At 58.5% G+C, this 21783-nt stretch carries 20 protein-coding genes, 2 pseudogenes and 1 riboswitch; of the genes and pseudogenes, 14 read left to right on the top strand and 8 right to left on the bottom strand.

The features are described from left to right. Positions 1–63 precede the first annotated feature (63 nt). The 6 genes from HQ945_RS17295 (at position 64) to HQ945_RS17270 (ending at position 5787) form a co-directional block, all read left to right on the top strand. A complete protein-coding gene (locus HQ945_RS17295; RefSeq protein WP_036814645.1) occupies positions 64–1152 on the top strand; it encodes an ABC transporter substrate-binding protein in 1089 nt (362 codons plus the stop codon). A 64-nt stretch (positions 1153–1216) separates the two neighbouring features. Then, a complete protein-coding gene (locus HQ945_RS17290) occupies positions 1217–2254 on the top strand; it encodes an ABC transporter ATP-binding protein (protein WP_113281322.1) in 1038 nt (345 codons plus the stop codon). Continuing rightward, positions 2251–3105 (top strand): ABC transporter permease, encoded by an 855-nt coding sequence (locus tag HQ945_RS17285; RefSeq protein ID WP_027232176.1) that lies wholly within the window; start codon positions 2251–2253, stop codon positions 3103–3105. Before HQ945_RS17290 ends, HQ945_RS17285 begins: the two co-directional genes overlap by 4 nt. Then, positions 3102–3902: an ABC transporter permease gene (locus HQ945_RS17280; protein WP_027232175.1), complete on the top strand. Its 801-nt coding sequence runs from the start codon at positions 3102–3104 to the stop codon at positions 3900–3902. Before HQ945_RS17285 ends, HQ945_RS17280 begins: the two co-directional genes overlap by 4 nt. Then, entirely contained in the window at positions 3899–4678 is a 780-nt protein-coding gene (locus HQ945_RS17275) for a carbon-nitrogen hydrolase family protein (RefSeq protein ID WP_113281321.1), read from the top strand. The genes HQ945_RS17280 and HQ945_RS17275 overlap by 4 nt, the downstream gene beginning before the upstream one ends. Then, positions 4675–5787: an NAD(P)/FAD-dependent oxidoreductase gene (locus HQ945_RS17270; RefSeq protein WP_113281320.1), complete on the top strand. Its 1113-nt coding sequence runs from the start codon at positions 4675–4677 to the stop codon at positions 5785–5787. Before HQ945_RS17275 ends, HQ945_RS17270 begins: the two co-directional genes overlap by 4 nt. On the opposite strand, the gene HQ945_RS17265 is transcribed toward HQ945_RS17270, so the two are convergent. Beyond that, the gene (locus HQ945_RS17265) at positions 5788–6699 is read right to left on the bottom strand and encodes a LysR family transcriptional regulator (RefSeq protein ID WP_113281319.1); all 912 of its coding nucleotides are present in this window, start codon (positions 6697–6699) and stop codon (positions 5788–5790) included. It abuts the gene before it with no gap. A 294-nt stretch (positions 6700–6993) separates the two neighbouring features. Between HQ945_RS17265 and HQ945_RS17260 the strand changes: the two genes are divergently transcribed. The 6 genes from HQ945_RS17260 to HQ945_RS17235 are packed head-to-tail and all read left to right on the top strand — an operon-like array spanning position 6994 to position 13188. Then, the gene (locus HQ945_RS17260; RefSeq protein ID WP_091951006.1) at positions 6994–8199 is read left to right on the top strand and encodes an ABC transporter substrate-binding protein; all 1206 of its coding nucleotides are present in this window, start codon (positions 6994–6996) and stop codon (positions 8197–8199) included. A gap of 3 nt (positions 8200–8202) precedes the next feature. Next, positions 8203–9024 carry an ABC transporter ATP-binding protein gene (locus HQ945_RS17255; RefSeq protein ID WP_207719715.1) on the top strand — a complete coding sequence of 274 codons (822 nt, stop codon included), beginning with the start codon at positions 8203–8205 and terminating at the stop codon, positions 9022–9024. Further along, entirely contained in the window at positions 9017–9721 is a 705-nt protein-coding gene (locus HQ945_RS17250; RefSeq protein ID WP_113281317.1) for an ABC transporter ATP-binding protein, read from the top strand. The genes HQ945_RS17255 and HQ945_RS17250 overlap by 8 nt, the downstream gene beginning before the upstream one ends. 2 nt (positions 9722–9723) lie before the next feature. Further along, complete coding sequence (locus HQ945_RS17245) at positions 9724–10611, top strand: branched-chain amino acid ABC transporter permease (protein WP_027232168.1); 888 nt, start codon at positions 9724–9726, stop codon at positions 10609–10611. Between the two features lies 1 nt (position 10612). Beyond that, positions 10613–11590: a branched-chain amino acid ABC transporter permease gene (locus HQ945_RS17240; protein WP_113281316.1), complete on the top strand. Its 978-nt coding sequence runs from the start codon at positions 10613–10615 to the stop codon at positions 11588–11590. Positions 11591–11595: 5 nt separating this feature from the next. Next, complete coding sequence (locus HQ945_RS17235) at positions 11596–13188, top strand: GMC family oxidoreductase (protein WP_113281315.1); 1593 nt, start codon at positions 11596–11598, stop codon at positions 13186–13188. On the opposite strand, the gene HQ945_RS17230 is transcribed toward HQ945_RS17235, so the two are convergent. The 5 genes from HQ945_RS17230 to HQ945_RS17210 all read right to left on the bottom strand — a co-directional run bounded on the left by HQ945_RS17230 (position 13185) and on the right by HQ945_RS17210 (position 17635). After that, the gene (locus HQ945_RS17230) at positions 13185–14051 is read right to left on the bottom strand and encodes an energy transducer TonB (protein ID WP_113281314.1); all 867 of its coding nucleotides are present in this window, start codon (positions 14049–14051) and stop codon (positions 13185–13187) included. The two genes, HQ945_RS17235 and HQ945_RS17230, sit on opposite strands and share 4 nt — an antisense overlap. Next, a complete protein-coding gene (exbD, locus tag HQ945_RS17225) occupies positions 14051–14503 on the bottom strand; it encodes a TonB system transport protein ExbD (protein ID WP_027232164.1) in 453 nt (150 codons plus the stop codon). The genes HQ945_RS17230 and exbD overlap by 1 nt, the downstream gene beginning before the upstream one ends. An 11-nt stretch (positions 14504–14514) precedes the next feature. Continuing rightward, entirely contained in the window at positions 14515–15513 is a 999-nt protein-coding gene (exbB, locus tag HQ945_RS17220; RefSeq protein WP_113281313.1) for a tonB-system energizer ExbB, read from the bottom strand. Between the two features lie 84 nt (positions 15514–15597). Then, entirely contained in the window at positions 15598–16791 is a 1194-nt protein-coding gene (locus HQ945_RS17215) for an RHE_PE00001 family protein (protein ID WP_113281419.1), read from the bottom strand. 136 nt (positions 16792–16927) lie between these two features. Further along, positions 16928–17635, bottom strand: a complete 708-nt coding sequence (locus HQ945_RS17210) for a L,D-transpeptidase family protein (RefSeq protein WP_174208372.1) — start codon at positions 17633–17635, stop codon at positions 16928–16930. Between the two features lie 340 nt (positions 17636–17975). On the opposite strand from HQ945_RS17210, the gene HQ945_RS17205 reads away from it, so the two are divergent. Continuing rightward, positions 17976–18425 carry a helix-turn-helix transcriptional regulator gene (locus tag HQ945_RS17205; protein ID WP_113281311.1) on the top strand — a complete coding sequence of 150 codons (450 nt, stop codon included), beginning with the start codon at positions 17976–17978 and terminating at the stop codon, positions 18423–18425. A gap of 753 nt (positions 18426–19178) precedes the next feature. Here HQ945_RS17205 and HQ945_RS17200 read toward each other — a convergent pair. Further along, positions 19179–20117 carry a homoserine O-succinyltransferase gene (locus HQ945_RS17200; RefSeq protein ID WP_113281309.1) on the bottom strand — a complete coding sequence of 313 codons (939 nt, stop codon included), beginning with the start codon at positions 20115–20117 and terminating at the stop codon, positions 19179–19181. Positions 20118–20158: 41 nt separating this feature from the next. Continuing rightward, positions 20159–20265, bottom strand: a riboswitch (SAM-I-IV-variant riboswitch). Between the two features lie 303 nt (positions 20266–20568). On the opposite strand from HQ945_RS17200, the pseudogene repC reads away from it, so the two are divergent. After that, positions 20569–20884 (top strand): annotated as a pseudogene (gene repC, locus HQ945_RS22925) (replication initiation protein RepC). Between the two features lie 21 nt (positions 20885–20905). On the opposite strand, the pseudogene HQ945_RS17190 reads toward repC, so the two are convergent. Then, positions 20906–21615 (bottom strand): annotated as a pseudogene (locus HQ945_RS17190) (recombinase family protein); the annotation flags it as partial. Between the last annotated feature and the right edge of the window lie 168 nt (positions 21616–21783).

Raw genomic sequence — 21783 nt, 5'->3', positions numbered from 1 at the left:
GCGCATCTAGATAAGAAGAGTGGGAAATCGCCAGTACTGGCTGCAAAAATAAGGAGAATGATGATGAGCAATATTCTGCAAAAAGGTGTCAGTCGCCGCGTGGTGCTCGCCACCGGCGCAATGGCGGCGGGTACCTTGGCGATGCCGTCGATCTTGCGGGCGCAAGACAAGTCGCTGAAGGTCGGCGTCTATGGCGGCTACTTCAAGGACTCGTTCGACAAGAACATTTTTCCCGAGTTCACCAAGGCGACCGGTATCGCCGTTGAGTCTGTTGCCGAGCCGACTGGCGAGGCCTGGCTCGTGCAACTTGAACAGGCGGCGAAGGCCGGCGCGGCACCCGCCGACGTTTCGATGATGTCGCAGGTCGCGATGCTCAAGGGGCAGACCACGAAGCTCTGGACCCCACTCGACATGGCGAAGATCCCGAATTCGAAGAATCTGCTCGACCGTTTCATCAACAAATATCCGGATGGCGGCGTTGCCGGCATCGGCGCGGTTTCCTGGTACATCACGCTCGTGACCAACACGGACGTCTATAAGGAAGCGCCGACGACCTGGGCCGCGTTCTGGGACAAGGCGAACGCGGACAAGCTCGGACTTCTCGCCCTCGTCTCCAACTCGTTCCTGCTGGAAATCACAGCAAAGACGTACTTCGGTGGCACAAACGCGCTCGATACTGAGGAAGGGCTTTTGAAAGCCTTCGACAAGCTCGCCGAAGTTAAACCGAATGTGCGCCTGTGGTACCGCGACGAGGCCCAGTTCGAGCAGTCGCTGAAGTCGGGCGAAATTCCGATGGGCCAGTATTATCACGACGTCACCGGACTTGCTGCGTCCGAAGGACACCCGGTTCGCTCGACCTTCCCCAAGGAAGGCGGCGTTCAGGACTCCGGCTGCTGGGCGCTGTCGCGCGCCTCGAAGAAGGTGGATGAAGCCCATGCCTTCATCGACTATATGAGCCAGCCAACGATCCAGGCGACCCTTTCACGAAAGGTCGGCACATCCCCGACTGTCAAGCGGGAATTGCTCGATCTCAATGAGAAGGAGTTTGCCGCTGTTTCGTCCGACATCGAGCCGATCATCCCCCGTTACGATCTGTACACCACCAAGTCGGATTGGCTGAACCAGAAGTGGACCGAACTCATCGTCGGCTGAACAGACAAAGGCACCACCCTTCGCCAGAAGGGTGGTGCTTAACAATCGAGATAATGAGGGGCAGATGTCCGGACTGGTATTGAACGATGTCACCAAGCGGTTTGGGACATTCGCCGCCGTCGAGAACGTGCGTCTTTCGGTTCCGCATGGCACGTTCGTGTGCCTGCTCGGGCCTTCAGGTTGCGGCAAGACGACCTTGCTGCGCATGATTGCCGGCCTTGAGGACCCGACCAATGGCGCCATTCTCCTCGACGGGGCCGACATCACGAACGTTCCAACCCATAAGCGCAATCTCGGGATGGTGTTTCAATCGCTCGCGCTTTTCCCGCATCTGACTGTCGGGGAAAACATTGCCTATCCGCTTCGCATCCGCGGCAAGCCGCGCGAGGAACAGAAGAAGCGCGTCGATGAATTGCTGTCTCTCATCCATCTGCCTGGTTATGGAGACCGTCCCGTCTCGAAGCTCTCGGGTGGCCAGCGCCAGCGCGTCGCGATCGCACGGGCGCTCGCGCTGTCGCCGCGCCTGTTCCTGCTCGACGAGCCGCTGTCGGCGCTCGACGCCAAGCTGCGCGAAGCGATGCAGGTGGAACTGCGCCAGTTGCAGCAGAAACTTGGCATCACCACAATTGTCGTTACCCACGACCAGCGCGAAGCCATGACCATGGCCGATACGGTCGTCGTCATGAACGGCGGACACATCAGGCAGGCCGCCTCCCCCGTCGAGATCTATCGCAAACCTGCCGATACGTTCGTCGCCGATTTCATCGGATCAACCAATCTGATCGAGACCGCCGCCGATAGTTCGGGAGCGGCTACGATCTTCGGACACCGTGTGCAAGGTCTGGCCCTGCCGGCGGGCACGCAGCGTGCAACGATATCGGTGCGTCCTGAAGACGTGCATCTGACGGCTCCCGGCAGCGGAGCGATCGACGGGACGGTGACCTTCGTTCGCGATCTCGGCGGCACGATCGAAACCTTCGTCGAAGCGGGCGGACAACAGATCATCGCTGTCTCCACGCCGCGCGAACGGCCCGACGTCGCCGCCGGCCAGAAGGTGGGCATAACGCTTTCGCCGGATGTATGCGTGGTGCTCAAGCAATGAAGCGGGAACGGCCCCAATCCATTGCCGATTACGGCCCGCTATTCTTTCCGGCAGGCATGCTGCTCATTTTCTTCGTCGTTCCGTTCGGCACCATGATCACGGTCAGCTTCTTCCAGCGTCAGGAGGGCGGCTTCTATACGCCGGCGTTCGTGCTTTCCAATTATGAGCGGTTCCTGACGCCTTTCTTCGGCGGTGTCCTCAGCTTCTCCCTGATGCTCGCCGTTACCGTTGCCATCTGTTGCGTCGTTCTGGCCCTGCCGTTCACTTATTTGCTCTCGCGGCTTTCGCGCCGTCTGCAGGTCTTTTGGCTGGTCGCGCTGCTTTCGATATTGTCTCTTTCAGAGGTCATCATCGGTTTTGCGTGGTCGACGCTCCTGTCGCGGACGGGTGGTCTCAGCAATCTCCTCGTCGCAGTTGGCTTGCTCAACCAGCCCGTCGCCTTGTTCCCGAGTTTTGGCGCCGTGCTCACCGGCATGATCTACCAGGCCTTGCCCTATACGATCCTCGTTCTCTATCCCGCGATCGTGCGCCTTGATCCCACTTTGATGGAAGCAGCACGAACGCTTGGGTCTTCGCCGGTTCGCGCCTTCTTCAATGTGCTTGTGCCTGCGCTGCGCAATACAATCATGGCAACGCTAATCATGGTATTCATCTTTGCGCTTGGCTCCTACCTGCTGCCGCAGATCCTGGGTCGTCCGCAGCACTGGACCCTTTCGGTGCTTATTACCGACCAGGCGATCTACCAGTCGAACATGCCGTTTGCGGCGGCAATGGCCGTATTCCTGGTTCTCGTGACGCTTGGGCTCGTCGCGCTCACCCTGCTCGTTGGCCGCAAGGGAGAAAAGGCATGACCAACGCGTTGCGCCGTCTCTATTTCGTGCTGATAGGCCTCTTTCTGGCTATGCCGCTCATCGTTGTTGCCGGAGTGTCGGTCAATGCCAAGCAGACGCTAGCGTTTCCGCCGCAAGGATTTTCGCTGAGCTGGTACGGCCAGATATTCACCAATCCCGAGTGGCGCAGCGCGCTCGTAGCCTCGGTCATTCTGGCGACCACCTCGGCAGCCCTCGCGGTGCTGATCGCCCTCCCCCTCTCATGGTTTTTGTGGCGGCGCATTGCGCCATGGGCGAATATTTTCCAGGTCCTTGGAATAGCGCCCTTCACGCTGCCTCCTGTCATTACCGCGCTCGGGTTCCTGACGTTCTGGGCAACCACCGGCTTCTACGGTCAGGCGTGGACCGCGGTCATCGGCCATGCGATCTTCTTCGTCACGCTGCCTCTTGTGACCCTCTCGCTCGGCTTTTCCGCTATCGACCGGTCACTCGTCGAGGCCGCCGCTACGATGGGCGCCGACGACCGGACGATATTCCGCACAGTCGTCCTGCCCCTGATCCGCCCCTACCTCGTATCCGGCTATGCATTCGCGTTCGTCCTGTCGCTGAACGAATATATCGTTGCCTATATGACGGTTGGTTTTACCCTCGAAACGTTGCCGATCAAAATATTCAACGCCTTGCGCTATGGCTATACGCCGACCATGGCTTCGGTGACGATCCTGTTCGTCGCGACAGCGGCAGTGATTTTCTCGCTGGTGGCCAAATTCGGCGACTTGCCGAAACTGCTTGGCGCCATGGCTTCGGAGGAGAAATGATGCGGATCGCGGCATTGCAGATGCAGTCGGCTCCCGGTGACGTGGACACCAATCTTGCCCGGATCGAACAAGCCGCGCAGGAGGCCGGGCAAGGCGGTGCCGACCTGCTGGTCACACCTGAATTGTGCGTCACCGGCTATGGCGCGGGGGATATAATCAAGAGCCTCGCGGAACCGGCAACAGGGAGTCAGGTCAAAAGGCTTCAGAAGATTTCCACGGAAAGCGGAGTGGCCATCATCGCTGGATTTGCCGAACGCGATGGTGCTCACGTCTTCAACAGCGCGGCATTCGTCAATGGGGATGGCGAGCCCGCCATCTATCGCAAATCGCATCTTTACGGACCCTATGAGCGCAGCCTGTTTAAATCCGGAAACCCCGACAACTGTATCGTCGAGTTGGGGCGTCTCAAGTTGGGACTGCTCATCTGCTACGATGTCGAGTTTCCGGAAAATGTCCGCCGGTTGGCGCTCGCCGGCGCAGATGCGGTGCTCGTACCGACAGCTCTCCCGAGGGGACCGTCGGGCACGTTCATCACCGATCACATGATCCAGGTGCGCGCTTTCGAGAACCAGATTTTTGTCGCTTATGTCAATCATTTTGGGAATGATGGCCGCTTCACATTTGCCGGCCGCTCGCGTATCGCTGCGCCCGATGGCAGTCTGCTTGCGGAAGGCCCGGAGGACGCGGAAAGCATGATGTTTGCGGATATTGACCCCGGCGCGTTTTCAGCATCCATGGCCGACAATACCTACCTTGAAGATTTGGGGTCAGCATGACCGATACAATCAAAACGGATGTTCTTGTCATTGGCGCGGGGATCGCCGGTATCGGCGTTGCCGCTGCCCTGGCTTCGACGCATCGCGTGACCGTGATCGAGCGTGAGGATCAACCGGGCTATCATTCCACCGGCCGGTCGGCGGCAATCTTTCTACCCAACTATGGCAATGACCTTATCCGGGGCCTTAATAAGGTGAGTGCCCCGCTGTTCGAAAATCGCGACACGAGCCTCTTCCCGCAGCCGCTGCTTACGCCGCGCGGTTGCCTGACCGTGGCCGATGCGGCGAGCATTGCCGATCTTGAAAACTTTGCGCGCACCAGTGTCGGTGTCGAGATCATTTCTGTCGATCGTGCCGTTGAAATGGTGCCGATACTCAACGCAGACCATATTGCTGCAGCATGCTATCAGGCCGATGCCTGGGATATCGACGTCAATGCACTGCATCAGGGCTGGTTGCGCAAGGCCGCATCTCTCGGCGTTGTAATCCATACCAGGTCCGAGGTCGCCGGGGCGGAACGCATCGGCGACGAATGGCACGTTCAAGCCGGCGGCAAGACGTTCGTGGCCCAAACCATTGTCAATGCCTCCGGTGCCTGGGCAGATCTGACGGCTGCGCTTTTTGGTGCAAAGCCGCTTGGCCTGACGCCGTTGCGCCGCAGCATCGCAGTGCTGCCCGCACCCGAAAACCACGACACCCGCGGTTGGCCCCTGGTCGATGACGTGAACGAAGCCTGGTATATGAAGCCGGACGGCGGACGGATGTTCGTTTCGCCCTGCGATGAAACACCAGTTGATCCGCACGACGCTTTTGCCGACGATATGGTGCTCGCGGAAGGGCTCTACCGTTTCGAACAGGCGGTAACTGTTCCAGTCACGCGCGTCGAGCATAGTTGGGCGGGTTTGCGGACTTTCGCGCCCGACCGTACGCCCGTCGCCGGCTTTGACGCTGATGTCGAGGGTTTTTTCTGGCTCGCCGGACAAGGGGGCTATGGAATTCAGACGTCCCCTGCCCTGTCGGCTTTGGCGGCAGCGCTCATTCGCGGTGAAGCGCCGGAAGCCGAGCTTGAACCGCTCCTGCCGAAACTGTCGCCGGCGCGGTTTTCCTGATCAGCCGAGAAGCGGCTCCCCGGCAAAAACGCTTGATTGCATTTCTACCTCGGACTTTATGAAATCGCTCAAGGCGCGGATACGGGGCGTGCTGACGATATCCTCGTGGCAGATCATCCAATAGTCCCGGTTGAGATGCAGGTCTTTTGGCAGGACCGGCACCAGCTCGGGATATTTGCATGCGATGAAGTATGGCAGGATGCAGAGCCCGAAGCCCGAACGGGTGGCGCTGAGTTGCGCGAAAATACTCGAGCTTTGATAGGCTGGATGGAGACCAGGCAGGATCTCGCGCATGTAATCGAGGCCCGGCGTGAAGATCATGTCCTCGATGTAACCGATAAAGCGATGGTTGGAGAGGTCCGATTGCTCGCCGATTGGCGAATGGCGCGCTAGATAATCGCGCGATCCATAAATGAACAGTCGATAAGGCGTCAGCTTTTCCTGGAAATAGGGCCCGGTTCGTGTCGCATGAAGCGTGATCGACAGGTCTGCATCGCGGCGCGACAGCGACACGATCTGCTGGATGGTTACCATTTCAATGGAAAGTCCAGGATAGGACTGCGCCATGCGCGGCATGCGATCGGCCAGGAAGAAGTTGGCAAACCCTTCCAGGATGCTGAGGCGGACAACCCCGGTCAGCGAGACCGTCCCCTCCGAGGCTTCGTTTTGAAAACGGTCGGCTTCCCGTTCCATGATCTCGGCCGACTCGACAAGTTTTTCTCCGAGCGCCGTCAGTACATAGCCACGAGGATTGCGTTCGAATAAACGCGCAGACAGCGATTCCTCGAGCCTGTCGATCCGCCGCGAAACCGTCACATGATTGGTGCGCAGGCGGCGCGCGGCCGTCGTCAATTGACCGGTGCGAGCGACGGCAAGGAAATACTGGAGATCGTCCCAAGTGAACTGGCGCAAAAACGGCCCTTTGGTCTGTACATTTTCGTACTTATTCTGTGCAAAAATAGGTGTTTGTGTACCTATTTGTCAATGTTACAGTTTTTTCAAACGCGTGGTTGCCGGTCGGGAGAAACAGGGCAATCATAAGGTGAATTTTGTCCGCCCCAAGTTGCGGATTGAGGAGGAACCGGAACCAGGGAACGCGGACAATCCGCGCGTATTCCCTAGACATTTTCATTGAACCATTCGGCGCGTAGCAGTCCATCACCCCCGATGATCCTGTGAGCGTACAATCTTTGGGAGGAGTTACGAATGAGACTTTTGGCAATTGCAACAGCAGCTCTGATGGCCGCAACAGTCATCCCCGCGGCCAGCGCCGAGATATCGGACGGCAAGGTCAAGATCGGTATCCTTAACGACCAGTCGGGCGTTTACGCTGATTTTGGTGGCAAGTGGTCGTTCGAGGCCGCAAAGATGGCGGCCGAAGATTTTGGCGGCAAAGTGCTCGACGCACCGATTGAAGTCATTTCCGCAGACCATCAGAACAAGCCTGACATTGCCTCCAATATCGCGCGCCAATGGTATGACACCGAGCAGGTCGATACCATCATGGAGCTGACCACCTCGTCGGTGGCGCTGGCCGTGCAGGGCATCTCCAAGGAAAAGAAGAAAATCGATCTCGTGACCGGGGCAGCGACGGCCGAACTCACAGGCAAGCAATGCTCGCCCTATGGATTCCATTGGGCCTATGATACGCACGCTCTTGCTGTCGGTACTGGTGGCGCCCTCGTGGCGCAGGGCGGCGATACCTGGTTCTTTCTCACCGCCGACTATGCCTTTGGCTATTCATTGGAAGAACAGACGAGCAAGTTCGTAACGTCGAAGGGCGGCAAGATTGTCGGCTCAGTGCGCCACCCCTTGGCGACGACCGATTACTCGTCCTTCCTGTTGCAGGCACAATCCTCGGGCGCAAAGGTCATCGGTCTCGCCAATGCCGGTCTTGATACGGCCAATGCCATCAAGCAGGCGGCCGAATTCGGCATCGTTTCCGGAGGTCAGCGCCTAGCGGCGCTTCTCTTCACCCTTGCCGAAGTACACGGTCTCGGTCTTGAAGCCGCACAGGGGCTGACGCTGACGGAGAGCTTCTATTGGGACCGCGACGATCAATCCCGTGAGTTCGGCCAGAAATTCTTCAAGCGGACCGGCCGTATGCCAAACATGATCCAGGCCGCGACCTATTCGGGCGTAACGCAATATTTGAAGGCTATTCAGAAGGCTGGCACAGACGACACGGAAAAGGTGGCGGCCGCGATGCATGAAATGCCGGTTGATGACGTCTTTGGCCGAGGCGCAAAGGTCGGACCGAACGGGCGCCTCTTCAGCGACGTCTACCTGATGGAAGTCAAGAAGCCGGATGAGAGCAAGGCACCCTGGGACTACTACAAGGTACTTGCAACCGTTCCGGGAGCCGAAGCCTACATCAAGCCGGAAGAGAGCGGCTGCCCGCTGGTCAAATAACGCATGACCGCAACCCAGACCAATCCGGCGGGCGGGAGAGGAACCTCCTCTCCCCTCGCTGACCAACGACAAGGACCGTCGGTTGTCCTGTCGGCGCGTGGCCTGCGTCGCGACTTTGGCGGCTTCATCGCCGTAAACAATGTCGATCTCGACGTTCACCATGCGCGCGTGCACGCGCTGATTGGGCCGAATGGCGCGGGCAAGACGACGGTTTTCAACCTTCTCACCAAATTCTTGCAACCATCGAGCGGGACGATCACGCTGCTTGGCAACGACATCACAAAGACCAACCCTGCCAAGGTCGCGCGCATGGGGCTGGTCCGCTCGTTTCAAATCTCCGCCGTTTTTCCGCATCTGACCGTGCTTGATAATGTCCGCGTCGCGCTGCAACGGCCGAGCGGCCTGTCGACGCAATTTTGGCTGCCGATGACATCGCTCAACCGGCTCAACGAGCGGGCGCTGGAATTGATAGAGGCTGTCGGTCTTACTGACGCACGCAACAGCACGGCGGCGGATCTCTCCTATGGCCGCAAGCGCGTGCTCGAAATTGCCACGACGTTAGCGCTTGACCCCAAGGTCCTTCTGCTCGACGAGCCGATGGCCGGCATGGGGCACGAAGATGTTCATACAGTTTCGGACATTATTCGCGAGGTGGCCAAGGATCGCGCCATCCTGATGGTCGAACACAATCTCAAGGTAGTTGCCGACCTTTGTCATCAGGTCACGGTTCTGCAGCGAGGCGAGATTCTGACGTCCGGTGATTATCGCACCGTCAGTCAGGACGAGCGTGTCCGCGTGGCCTATATGGGGACCGAACATGACTAAGCCGCTTCTGGCCGTGCGCGACCTCAATGCCTGGTATGGCGAGGGCCATGCCCTCCATGGCGTCGATCTCGATATCAACGAAGGCGAAACGGTCACGTTGCTTGGGCGCAACGGCGTCGGCAAGACAACGACGCTCCGCTCCATCATGGGTATCATTCGCAAGCGCACCGGCACCATCATGTTCGATGGCAAGGATATGTTGCGCGTGCCGCTGCATCGCACCGCCCATGCCGGCATTGGCTTCGTACCGGAAGAGCGCGGCATCTTTGCCACGCTTTCCGTCGACGAGAATCTGAACCTTCCGCCTGTGGTTGCCAAGGGCGGGATGTCGATCAACGAGATCTATGAACTCTTCCCCAACCTCAAGGAGCGGCGCAACAGCCCCGGCACCAAGCTTTCCGGCGGCGAACAGCAAATGCTGGCGATTGCCCGCATCCTGCGGACCGGCGTCAAACTGTTGCTCCTGGACGAGCCGACAGAAGGCCTCGCGCCGGTCATCGTACAGCGCATCGGCGAGGTTCTGGTAACGCTCAAGCAGCGCGGCATGACGATCCTTCTTGTGGAGCAGAATTTTCGTTTTGCCAGCAAGGTGGCCGACCGATTCTACGTGGTCGACCATGGCAGGATCATCGACAACTTCCATGTCAGCGAACTTACCGGCCGTATGTCGATGCTCAACGAAGCTTTGGGAGTCTGACGATGACCATGATATTCGGCGTTCCTCTCCAGGCGTTCCTCGGGCAATTGCTGATCGGACTAATCAATGGCTCTTTTTATGCCATGTTGAGCCTCGGCCTTGCGATCATTTTCGGGCTGCTTCGCGTCATCAATTTCGCTCATGGCGCCCAATATATGCTGGGTGCTTTCATCGGCTACCTGCTCCTGGCCAAGCTTGGCATCGGCTACTGGCCGGCGTTGATCCTTGCGCCCCTGGCAGTCGGCCTCGCGGGGGCCTTCATCGAGCGGGTTGCCCTGTCGCGCCTATATAATCTCGACCATCTCTATGGCCTGTTGTTCACGTTCGGCCTCGCGCTCGTGATCGAAGGCACCTTCCGCTATTATTTTGGTGCCGCCGGACAGCCCTATGCGGTGCCGAATGCCCTGGCTGGCGGCGTCAACCTCGGCTTCATGTTCCTGCCGAAATATCGTGCGTGGGTGGTCATCGCATCGCTCGTCGTCTGTCTCGGCACCTGGCTCCTGATCGAGAAGACCCGCCTTGGCGCGTACTTGCGCGCAGCGACGGAGAATCCGACGCTTGTCCGGGCCTTTGGCATCAATGTGCCTTTGCTGCTCACGTTTACTTATGGCCTTGGGGCCGCACTCGCCGGGCTCGCGGGAATCCTCGCGGCGCCGATCTATCAGGTCAGCCCGCTGATGGGATCGAACATCATCATCATCGTTTTCGCGGTGGTGGTGGTCGGGGGCATGGGGTCGATACTCGGGGCGATCGTGACCGGTTATATGCTTGGCATTTTTGAAGGGTTGACGAAGGTCTTCTATCCGGAAGCATCGAGCATCGTCATCTTCGTCATCATGGCAATCGTGCTGCTTGTGCGCCCTGCGGGGCTGTTCGGTAAGGAAGCGTGAGATGAGCGAAGCTGCCCTATCCGCGCCAAAGACGCGCCTCAACCGCGAAACGGTTCTGATCCTGATCGGCGTGGCCCTTTTGATATTTGCGCCGTTTCATGTCTACCCCGTGTTCCTGATGAAGGTCCTCTGTTTCGCGCTCTTCGCCTGTGCGTTCAATTTGCTCCTCGGCTATACCGGCATCCTTTCCTTTGGCCACGCAGCATTTTTTGGCGGCGCGGCCTATTTTACGGCCCACGCGGTCAAGGAATGGGGCTTTTCACCTGAGCTCGGCATTCTCACCGGTGTCGCCGGTGCGACCGCCCTCGGCCTCGTCATTGGGTTTCTTGCGATCCGTCGTCAGGGCATATACTCGACGATGATTACACTTGCGATGGCTCAGATGTTTGCCTTCTTCTGTTTGCAGGCGTCTTTTACCCACGGCGAAGACGGCATTCAGGGAGTGCCACGAGGGTATCTCTTCGGGTTCATCGATCTCGAACAACCGCTCAACATGTATTTCTTCGTGCTTGGCGTGTTTCTGGTTGGGATGTTCATGATCTGGCGCATCATCAATTCGCCCTTCGGCATGATCCTCAAATCCGTCCGCGAAAATGAAAACCGCGCCATATCGCTCGGCTATTCGGTCTCGCGCTATAAGCTCGCCGCCTTTGTTATGTCCGCGGCGTTGACAGGCCTTGCCGGTGGTCTCAAGGCTATTGTCTTCCAGTTCGCCACACTGACGGATGTAAGCTGGCAAATGTCTGGTGAAGTTGTGCTTATGACATTGCTGGGTGGCATTGGTACTTTCGTCGGGCCTATCTTCGGCGCCGCACTCATCGCGACGCTGGAGAACTACCTTGCGACCTCCGAGTTTCCGGTGACGGTCATCACCGGCATCATCTTCATGGTTTGCGTCCTCGTTTTCCGCCGCGGCATCATTGGCGAACTCTATGCCTCGCGCCTCGGCAGGATGCTTGCGAGCAAACCCGAGAACTGATCAGAATGTACGGAACCTATGATTACATCATCGTCGGTGCGGGAACGGCGGGTTGTACGCTCGCCAATCGCTTGTCGGCAGATCGGAACATTTCGGTTCTACTCCTCGAGGCTGGCGGTAAGGACAATTACCCCTGGATACATATTCCGGTTGGCTACCTTTATTGCATTTCTAACCCCCGGACGGATTGGTGCTTTTCCACGGAGGCGGAACCGGGCCTGAGTGGACGAATATTGAACTATCCGCGCGGAAAGGTCCTTGGCGGCTGCTCCTCGATCAACGGCATGATCTACATGCGCGGACAGGCGCGCGATTACGATCTTTGGCGGCAGGACGGGTGCACCGGCTGGGGATGGGACGATGTGCTGCCCTATTTCAGGAAGTCGGAAGACTATTATCGGGGCGCTGACGAATTCCATGGTGCCGGAGGCGAGTGGCGCGTCGAGGAAGCGCGCCTCCATTGGGATATTCTCGATGCGTTTCGCGATGCCGCGGAGGCCGCGGGCATTCCGCGCACCGATGATTTCAATCGAGGCAACAATGAAGGGTCATCCTATTTCAAGGTGAACCAGAAACGCGGTGTCCGGTGGAATACCGCAAAGGCGTTTTTGCGCCCTGCCCTCAAGCGGCCGAACCTCACCGTGGCGACCGGCGCGCATGTGCGCAGACTGGTTCTCGATGGGCTCGAAGTCAAAGGCGTCGAGTTCGATCAAGAGGGCGCGGCCAGGACAGTGAATTGCCGCCGCGAAGTCATTCTCGCCGCAGGCGCAGTCGGCTCTCCGCATATTCTGGAGCTTTCCGGTATCGGGCGGGGCGAAGCCCTCCAGGCGGCTGGTATCGAGACGGTGCTCGATCGGCGTAGCGTGGGCGAAAACCTGCAGGATCATTTGCAGTTGCGTTGCGCCTACAAAGTGACCGGGATTCCGACACTCAACGAGAAAGCCAACCGCTTGCTGGGCAAGGCTTCGATTGCGCTGGAATATCTGCTGAGACAGTCAGGTCCCATGTCGATGGCGCCAAGCCAGCTCGGCGTGTTCACGCGTTCGGATCCGTCTTTTGACACGCCGAACTTGCAATATCACGTGCAACCGCTTTCATTGGAGAAGTTCGGTGAGAACGTGCACGCATTTCCGGCTTTTACCGCAAGTGTATGCAATCTCCGCCCTGAAAGCCGAGGGACCGTGCACGTGAAGTCGCCGGACCACCGGATGCAGCCCGCCATTCGACCCAACTACCTGATGACGCCGGGTGATCGTCATGTGGCTGCCGATTCGATCCGCATCACCCGCAACATTGTGGCGCAGAAACCATTGCAACGGTTTCAGCCGGAGGAATTCAAGCCCGGACCCTCCTATCAGACGGAAGAAGAATTGATTGAAGCTGCCGGTGCGGTCGGCACGACAATCTTTCACCCGGTCGGGACGTGCCGGATGGGCGCGGATGAAGCCTCGGTGGTCGATCCGCAATTGCGGGTCCGTGGCATCAAGGGGCTGCGAGTGGCGGACGCATCGATAATGCCGACAATCACCTCAGGCAATACCAATTCGCCGACAATCATGATTGCGGAAAAGGCTGCGGAAACGATCGTGCGCGGTTAGCGGATCAGAAACGGTACGGTGAAGCTTTGGCGCGATACTGTGACATCGGCGGGAGCGGATGGTACTGGTGATGCCCGCCGTACGGCATCGAGAACGCCCTTGTCGAGCGTCGGATTGCCAGAACTGCCAACGATGCTGGCGGAAACAATATCGCCGGCGCGCGTAACGGTAAAACTCACGCGAACCGTTCCCTCGCCTGATGTGCGGGCGCTGCGGGTGCGGCGGATAAGGTATGCTTGGACCCGTGAGCTCCACTTTTCCGCCTGCCGCGCCGACGTTGCGCTCGAAGCTGCTGGCTGCGGCTGCTGCACTGCCCGACGGAGCGTTTCAGCCTCGGTCCTTGCAACCGTCGTCTTCGGTTCCGGCCTGCGGACGGCCTTCTCCTTCTTCGGCGTGTAAGGCTTTTCCGGCTCTGGGCGGACGACGGGTAAAGGCACGTCGACATTGGGAAGTTCCACGACTTCCTCGGCCTGTTCCTGCACCGGTTCGGGCGTCACCTCCTCTACGGGATCTGCCTTTTCAACCGGCGTTACCTGCTCTTCCGGTTCCGGCTGGACTTCGGGCAGAGCTTCGGGTGATGCAGCCACCTGCTCGACTGCTTCCGGCTCAGTCGGTTCGGGCTCGATTGGTTGCGCGTCCGGTGCAACCGGCTCAGGCACGATCGGCGCAGGCAGTGGCTCCATGTCGATGATGATTGCATTCGCGATATCACCTGCGGGTTCAACACTTTGCCGGCTTTGCAAATACCAGGCTCCGCCCGCGTGGAGCGCGACAACGACCAATCCGGCTGCCGACCAGAGACCAACTTCGCGCCAATCGAGACGCGAGCCCCCTCCCCCGGCGGTGGCAGGACCGTTGGACATCACTGTGCGCTTTCACCTTTGGGAGCCAGAGGTGCGCTTTCAAGTCCCACCAACGCAATCTTGAGGTAACCATGGTCCCGCAGCGCGTTCATCAGGTCCATGAGTGAACCGTAGTCGACCGCCTTATCGGCGCGCAGGAAGATTCGAGTCTCCTTGTTGCCTGTCGTCTTCTGGTCGAGGAACTGGCCGAGGGAGTCACGCGTCATCGTGTCGTTGCCGATGGCTATGGATTTATCGTCCTTCAAAGTCAGATAGACCGGCTGGTCTGGACGAGGCGCCGGCGTCGCCGTCGAGGCCGGCAGGTCGACATTGATGTCTACTGTCGCGAGGGGCGCCGCGACCATGAAGATGATCAGGAGCACCAGCATGACGTCGATGAATGGCGTCACGTTGATTTCGTGGTTTTCCTGAAGTTCGTCGTCGGAGACGTTGTGCCGGATGCCGCCTGCCATGGTCGTGCCGCCTATTCTGCCGCTGCGGCGCGCTTTGATGTTTGTGGAACGAGCGCATAATCGGCGTCGCGGCTGACGAGACGTTCGACTCCTGCCGATGCATCGGCAATCAATTGGCGGTAACCGGTGATCGATCGCGCAAACACATTATAGATCACAACCGCCGGAATGGCGGCGACAAGGCCGATCGCAGTTGCCAGCAGCGCTTCAGCAATGCCCGGAGCCACGATCGCAAGGTTGGTTGTCTGCGATTCCGAGATGCCGATGAAAGAATTCATGATGCCCCAGACCGTCCCGAACAGGCCGACGAAGGGCGCAGTCGAACCGATCGTGGCGAGAACGCCAGTGCCCCGGCTCATGCGCCGGCCGGCCTGCACCTCGATACGGGCAAGGCGCGAGGCAACGCGTTCCTTCAGACCGTCGGCGCCGGCATGTTCTCTCGCATCTGCGGACAGGCGGACTTCCTGGCGAGCGGCATTGACGAGAGCAGCCCCGGGCCCTCCCCTCCCCTCAAGCTCTTTTTCCGCGTCGCTCAATGTAGCTGCGCTGTTAATGATCTGGAGTGCGCGGTGAGCGCGAAGACGCGCGCCTGCAAGTTCGAGTGTCTTAGCGAGCCATATGGTCCAGGTGACGAGTGAAGCAAAGCCAAGCCCGATCATCACACCTTTGACGACCCAGTCGGCCGCCATGAACATGCCCCATGGTGAGAGATTGTGCGGCAAATTCCGCAGCGTGGCCTGCGGGGTTGGAGCCGGCGCATCCATCGGCAGAACCGCGCCTGAAGGCGCAGGTGATATGGTTGGTAGAGGCGTGGTTGGAGCAGGCTTTGTGGTTTCCGGGGCGGGCGCCGATTGCTGCGCTAAGTTGGGCTCGGGAGGGGTTACCGTTTCCTGTCCGTGTGCCGTTCCGCAAACGGTAGCCGCGAATACGAGCGTGGCAAACAATGGACCAACCGGCAACCATTTCAAAAAACATGCCTTCGAGACTTTTTCGGCCTGTGTCTGCTTCATCAGCCGTTCCTTCAACTGTAAGTAGAGAGCGGCTTATTATTTATGAGAAAAATAATCAACTATATTCTGGGGAATATTCGCGCGCTAGATGAGTCCCCATGCGCGGTAGCGCCCGCGGCCGGTCATCTCGCGCACGCCAAGTTCCGCGATGAGATTGAGGGCGCCGCGCTGGGACAGCTTGAGTTCCTTGGCAATCAAAGCCGTCGAAACCATAGGGAGTGAAAGTACAAGATCGATCATCCCCGGGAGGCTGGAGGTGGAGCGCCGGTCTTTCAGTTTGCGCTCCATCTGCATGCGGGCAAGTCCAAGCCGTTCGACATCCTTGAGACCGGTCGTTGAGGAGGTCTGGACTGCCTCCAGAAACGCGAGCAGGCGCGTTGTGCGGTCGCGCGAGCGGCGCCGCTCGCGCGGGACGGAACGCAGACCCGCATTCAAGGCGGCCATGTGCGATTTTGTCTTGCCGCGCTCGCGCAACATGGCGGCAACGAGCATGGGACCAAGCCAGTGCTGGTGCTGTAACGGCTCGATCTGTTCCCACGCATCCCAGGTCACAGCAGCCGCAAGCAGTGGCGGCAGGCCATGCGAACGTTCATACACCTTGAGCCAACGATCCAGTCGCGCATCTTCATCCCAATCGGGGTCATAAACGAGTGGGTCGCCGTCCGGGGTCACCGCCGAGGGAGGCGGTTCTGTCCCCTGCCTGGAGGGAGGATTCGGAAAAGCGGAATTTCCGGGCTCTGCGAGAAGCCGCGTCGTGCGGTCCAGCAATGTATCGAGGCGGGCCAGGCCGTCCTCGAATTCATTCTCGGCTTCGGTTTTCGCAATTTCTGTAACCGGCTCCGGGCGATGAACTGGAACAATGGGGGTGAGCGGGGCTTCGCTAAGTGTGCGTCCACGCAGCGCGGCAATGCCTTTTGCGCTAAGGGCCCAGCCGGTGGCGTTGCCCGCGACCTGACGCCGGCAACGCAGGATCGCGTGTGCCTTGGTCAACTCGTGGGTTGGGGTGCGAATATCCATCCGGGCATCGTGAAGCACGAGGTCCTCGGTGTGGACGAGTTCACCAGCGAGCCATAAGGCATTGCATGCTTCGATAAAGTGAGAGCGGGTTATCCAGCCTTCGTTTTCCCGCAGCAGCCCTTCCCGCGTGCGGCGGCCGCTCGGCTCGCCAAGGTCCCCTTTTCGCCCAAGCCGGTCGTCGAGGCGCGCGAGAGCGTCCTCTGCGGCAACGAGCGGAGCAAGCAAATCCCAGGGTGAAAAATCATCCGAATCGTAAACCATTGAAAACATGGTAAACGAAAGGTTAAGCGGAAGCTATATGCACATTCGCTTCCAGCCGCGCGTTGCCGATTCGGTAATGTTGAAGAGAGTGAATCAACGAGCTGGTCTAATGCCAAGTCTAGACGCTTTGGCGACGTTAGCCAACCACGACCGTCGCTTTTCCAGGGACACGATTATAAAGATCGATGATGTCCTGGTTGATAAGGCGGACACAGCCAGAGGACATCGACTGTCCAATGGACCACCATTCCGGCGAGCCGTGGATGCGGTATCCGGTATCGACGCCATCCTTGTAGATGTAGAGTGCGCGGGCGCCCAGCGGATTCTGCGGACCGGGCTCCATGCCATTTTCGTATTTCGCAAGTTCGGGTTTGCGGCCGATCATTTCGCGTGGCGGCGTCCACCGCGGCCACTCCTTCTTGTATTGAATGTTGGCGCGACCGCTCCACAAGAAGCCGGCCTTGCCAATGCCGACTCCGTAGCGGATGGCGTCACCACCTGGCTGAACCAGATAAAGGTAGCGCTCCTGCAGCCGGACGACGATCGTGCCGGGTTGCTCGCCTGTCGGGTCGACAACAATCTGGCGACGAAACTGCGCCGGAATTTTCTGATAGGGAACAGCCGGAAGTGAGTAAGTTCCTTCCTGCACCGCCGCATACATGACGTCGGGTGCGGTCACGGATTTGTCGACGCTGATTTGCGGGCGGATACCGCTCGTGGGGAGCGGGTCGATATTCATTTCGGGCAGCTCAAAAGTCGTTTGGGTGCAGCCCCCTACACCCGCCAATGCAAGTGAGCCGACGCCAATCAGAATTTGGCGCCTGGAAACAGAGTGCGGTTTAATCTCGGTTGTGAATGCGTCGTTGCTCTGGGACACTGCAGTACTCGCTTACAAGCCGGTGCATATAAGCTCTGACTGTATGGAAATGTGGTTTACAAATAGTGAAGTCGATAGGGTCACTTAACGTGAGCGTCAGTTGACAGCTGTCAACATGATGTCACCGAGGAGCGGCGTTGACAGCTGTCAACCCAGTACGTTCCGGTATAGATCTAAGGTCGAATTTTGAAATTTGCTCGGCTGATTTAAGGTTTGCACAATCACTCGTTTTACTTAATTCCTTTTCAACATCTGGTTGTACCTTCACCGAACTTCGAATTTCAACACTCAATAAGAGTTATCAAGAATGATAGATGACACGGCCCTGCTCTTTGGTTCCGCGCCCTCCCATTCAGGCCAAATGGATGAACCGGCGCCTACGAGCGCAAGCGCGGTCCCGGCCAAAAGTCCTACGCAGCAGTTCGCTGCCGCGGAGGACTTCATTCGCAACAACCTTCTTCAGCCTATCAATCTTTCCGATATCGCCAGCGCGGCCGGGGTGAACACCCGGTCATTGCAACGCCTGTTTCGCAGGCTGAAGGGGGTAACGCCCATAAAGGTGCTGCTGGATTGCCGTATCGAAGCAGCTCGAAAGATCATCGAGAATGGGGACGCAATGTCGGTCAGGGAGCTCGCCGCCCGCTTTCACTTTGCCAACCCAGGCCGGTTCTCGAAGCTTTACCGTGAGACATTTGCCTGCACACCTTCGCAGGATATTCGCCTTTATCGCCCTGTTGATGCGGCTGAGGCGGATTGAACAAGTTAGGGCGCCACACGGCGCTCGAGCAAGATAGTACGGTGCATGGAAAACACGGGGAGCGCCGCTGGCGGGCAAAGAGGCCAGCGGCGCCCTCGGGGTCACAAGGTCGGGAGGTGGACTCTGCCTTGCACAGCCTGATGGTACAGATCCACCTCCAATCAACAATCACCCCGGCGGGGGAAGTGGATAACGGGGAGATCGACAATAAACGCTTGGCGTCAGAGACCACGCTTGCTGAGATGTCCCTAAGTTGGAGCTAGTCAAGTACCCGCTCGTATTCAACGCAGGTTGCGATACCGACTTCGCGTCGCGTGTGGTGACGGCAGTCTTGATGAGCTAAACTATCCGGGAACCGCGCGATGGCTGCAATAAAGTGGCAGCCGCACGGACCAAACCTGGACACGCTCTATCCAATTTCCAACCGACTTCCGGGATGTCGCTCCCAGTCATTGGCATAGATCCGACACGGAAGTGGGGGAGGGCGTGCGGGATTTCCATTGCTCACACTCTATTGAGAGGTGAGGTGATGTGATTGGAAATCAACGACTCGCACTCGACTTAAAGCGCGCAAACTCTAGGTCTCTGCTTATGCCATCCCGCGTAGCATCCATACTACCTGGATTCCGATTCAGATCAGGCGGGACTGGGTAATCGGGTCAAGGTCGAACGGAAGCTAAATACCAATAAGCTTCTATTTCATTTACATACGTCAAAGAATCCGCGCGTAAATCAGCGACATTCCTTATCGCGTTAACCTACCAGCTGTCGCGGTATCATGCCTATGTCGTTCACGTTGAAAGGCGTGGTTTGATAGATCTCATTGATCCAATTGCCGAAAAGGAGATGGGCAGCGCTGCGCCACCGGTTCGCCGGCCTACATGACGAATCGTCATCGGGAAAGTAATTGCGAGGCAGCGGCATTGAAGGTGCGTTTGCGAGATCGCGGAAATACTCGTCGCCAAGTGAGTTCGTGTCATATTCGAGGTGGTTGAACATGTGGAGCGACCGGCATGAAGGATCATCGACCAGACCTAGCCCCGTCTCCTCCCCCTCAAGCAGCACGTTTATGCCGCGCCCCTGTGGGATGTCGTCGCGCCGAACCTCCGTCCATCGCGATACCGGCATAAGCACGTCATCGGAGAAACCGCGCAAATATGGCGAAGCGGGCGCGAGGTTGCCGTGGTTGAAGATGCCGAAAGCCTTTGCCGACAGGTCGTGCTTCGGGATGCCGTGAAAATGCCAAAGCGCAGCTTGGGCTGCCCAGCAGATAGTCAGGCAGTGATGGACATGCGACTGCGTCCAATCGAGAATGTGGCGGAGTTCATCCCAATATTGCACGTCTTCGAAGGCTAGATGCTCGACCGGCGCGCCGGTAATTATAAATCCGTCAAACCGCTCGGCACGGACTTGCTCCCAGGCACGGTAGAATGATGCCATGTGCGTCACCGGCGTGTTGCGCGCCACGTAATTGGTTATCCTAACGAGGGTGAGTTCGATCTGCAGCGGCGTTGCGCCGACCAGCCTTGCGATCTGCGTTTCCGTGCTGATCTTGTTGGGCATCAGATTGAGCAATCCTATCCGCAGCGGCCTTATGTCCTGACGCACCGCGTCCCGTTCGCGCATGATATTGACGCCTTCGGCTTCGAGCTGGCGGCGTGCGGGCAAATCGTCGGGGATCTTTATCGGCATTATCGCGCGTTCCTGTTGGTTCGCTGGACAGACGCCGGTAGCTAAATCCGTATAATTGCCGGTTCGGCCACATCCTCCCTGACGGAAGTACCACCTTGCCCGGAGCGCAGGTTGGCGTTGGGCGTCAACCCAACTCTTGATGTCGAACCCACTTCTACGCAGACCATCGCAACTTCGCAAGTCTCTTTTGCTACGGCATCCGGCGTTTGCGCAGGTTCTGCCGCCGCCTTTTCAACCGACTCAGCCAGGTAGTGGCTATACTGTTGGAAAGTCATGTAAATGAAAAGATTCCGAGCGCCAACGAGTATCAATCTGAGCCGCAGCAACAGAATTCAAACAACGACTCTTCATCTGATATTGAACTCGCTTCAAAAACAGCCAAGGGGCAAAATCTCGACCCAACCAACCAAGGGCAGAGGATGCGACAAGGACCTATCCGTTAGGCCTGGTGATGAAGGCCCGTCCGGAGATCGCCGACTATGCGCCAAGCGGTATTGGTACCTGGCGGGAGCCGATAGCGACGGCCGCACAGGTGCGGGGCTACCTTGGTATTTTGCCCTCGGCTTATGAGGAGTGTGTTTGGCCAGGAAAACACCGCCGTTGTCATTGCCTGCATCCTCGAGCGGGCACAAGCCATCAACTCAGCTGGGGGCTATCTGCGCGTCCTGACCGAAAAGGCGAGGGCAGGGGAGTTTACCGTAGGACCGATGCTGATAGCAGCCCTCAAAGCCAACGGCGTGCGCCCGCAACTGGTGGCGGCGACGTGAAGGATGAGCGCGTGAAGACCACTATACGCGGACGAGCCCGAGCTTTCGCGCCCGGTCAGCAGGTGCTTGACCGAGGAGGCGACCCAGCGCGACGAAACGCGTGACGTGCGCTCGTGCATACCTTCGCTGTGCGGCGATGTCGCGAAGTTTCAGGTCGGGCTTTGCATTGGCAATGCCTGTGATCAGCATCATAAGCCGGTCTTCCGGCAAGCGGCGAGGGGAAGGGAGGATCGTGGATCAGCCAGTCCTTTGCTGACCAACCGCCTTACCGACCGGTGCAGGCGATCGACCGACCAATTCTGGCCGTTTTCACGGTTGAGGCTGCGCGTTACGTCTTCCCATGGACTCCGGCCTCATTCGTTACGCGATGGGCAACCAGGATGTCATGGTAGTGGTGAGATCCGCTAGATAAGTTCGCTGTCGCGCTCTCGACACCTTCGCAATGGCTTCCGGCAGTCGCGCACGCAAGCCAGATTGCCAGGGACCTTGCCGCGGGCCTTTGCCGCTTTAATGCCCACCTTGGTGCGCTCGGAAATCAGGGCACGCTTGAGCTGGGCAACGGCACCCAATTCCTGCAGCGAAAACATGCCCTGCGGCGTGGAGGTATCGATCGGATCGTGCAACGAGCGGAAATGCGCGCCCTTGGCTTCCAGCTGTTCGATAACTTGCAGCAGATGGCTGACGGATCGCGCCAAGCGATCAAGCCGTACCACTACCAGCACCTCTCCGGCTATACAGCCGCCAACCGGATCACCACGCGCAACTTTGCGGACATTCGATCGCCCTTTGTTAGTCTCCAAGGCCGCAAGCTAAATCTGAGCAGACATCGACTATCTGCTCCCGAACCCACATATGCACAGGATCATTGTCGAATGTTTGAGGCCATGCCACCGCACATC

Origin of the sequence: Phyllobacterium pellucidum, from assembly GCF_013327855.1 — a bacterium.
Lineage (GTDB): Bacteria > Pseudomonadota > Alphaproteobacteria > Rhizobiales > Rhizobiaceae > Phyllobacterium > Phyllobacterium pellucidum.
The sequence above is the reverse complement of the archived record's forward strand: the minus strand, read 5'-3'. Positions and strand labels throughout refer to the sequence as shown.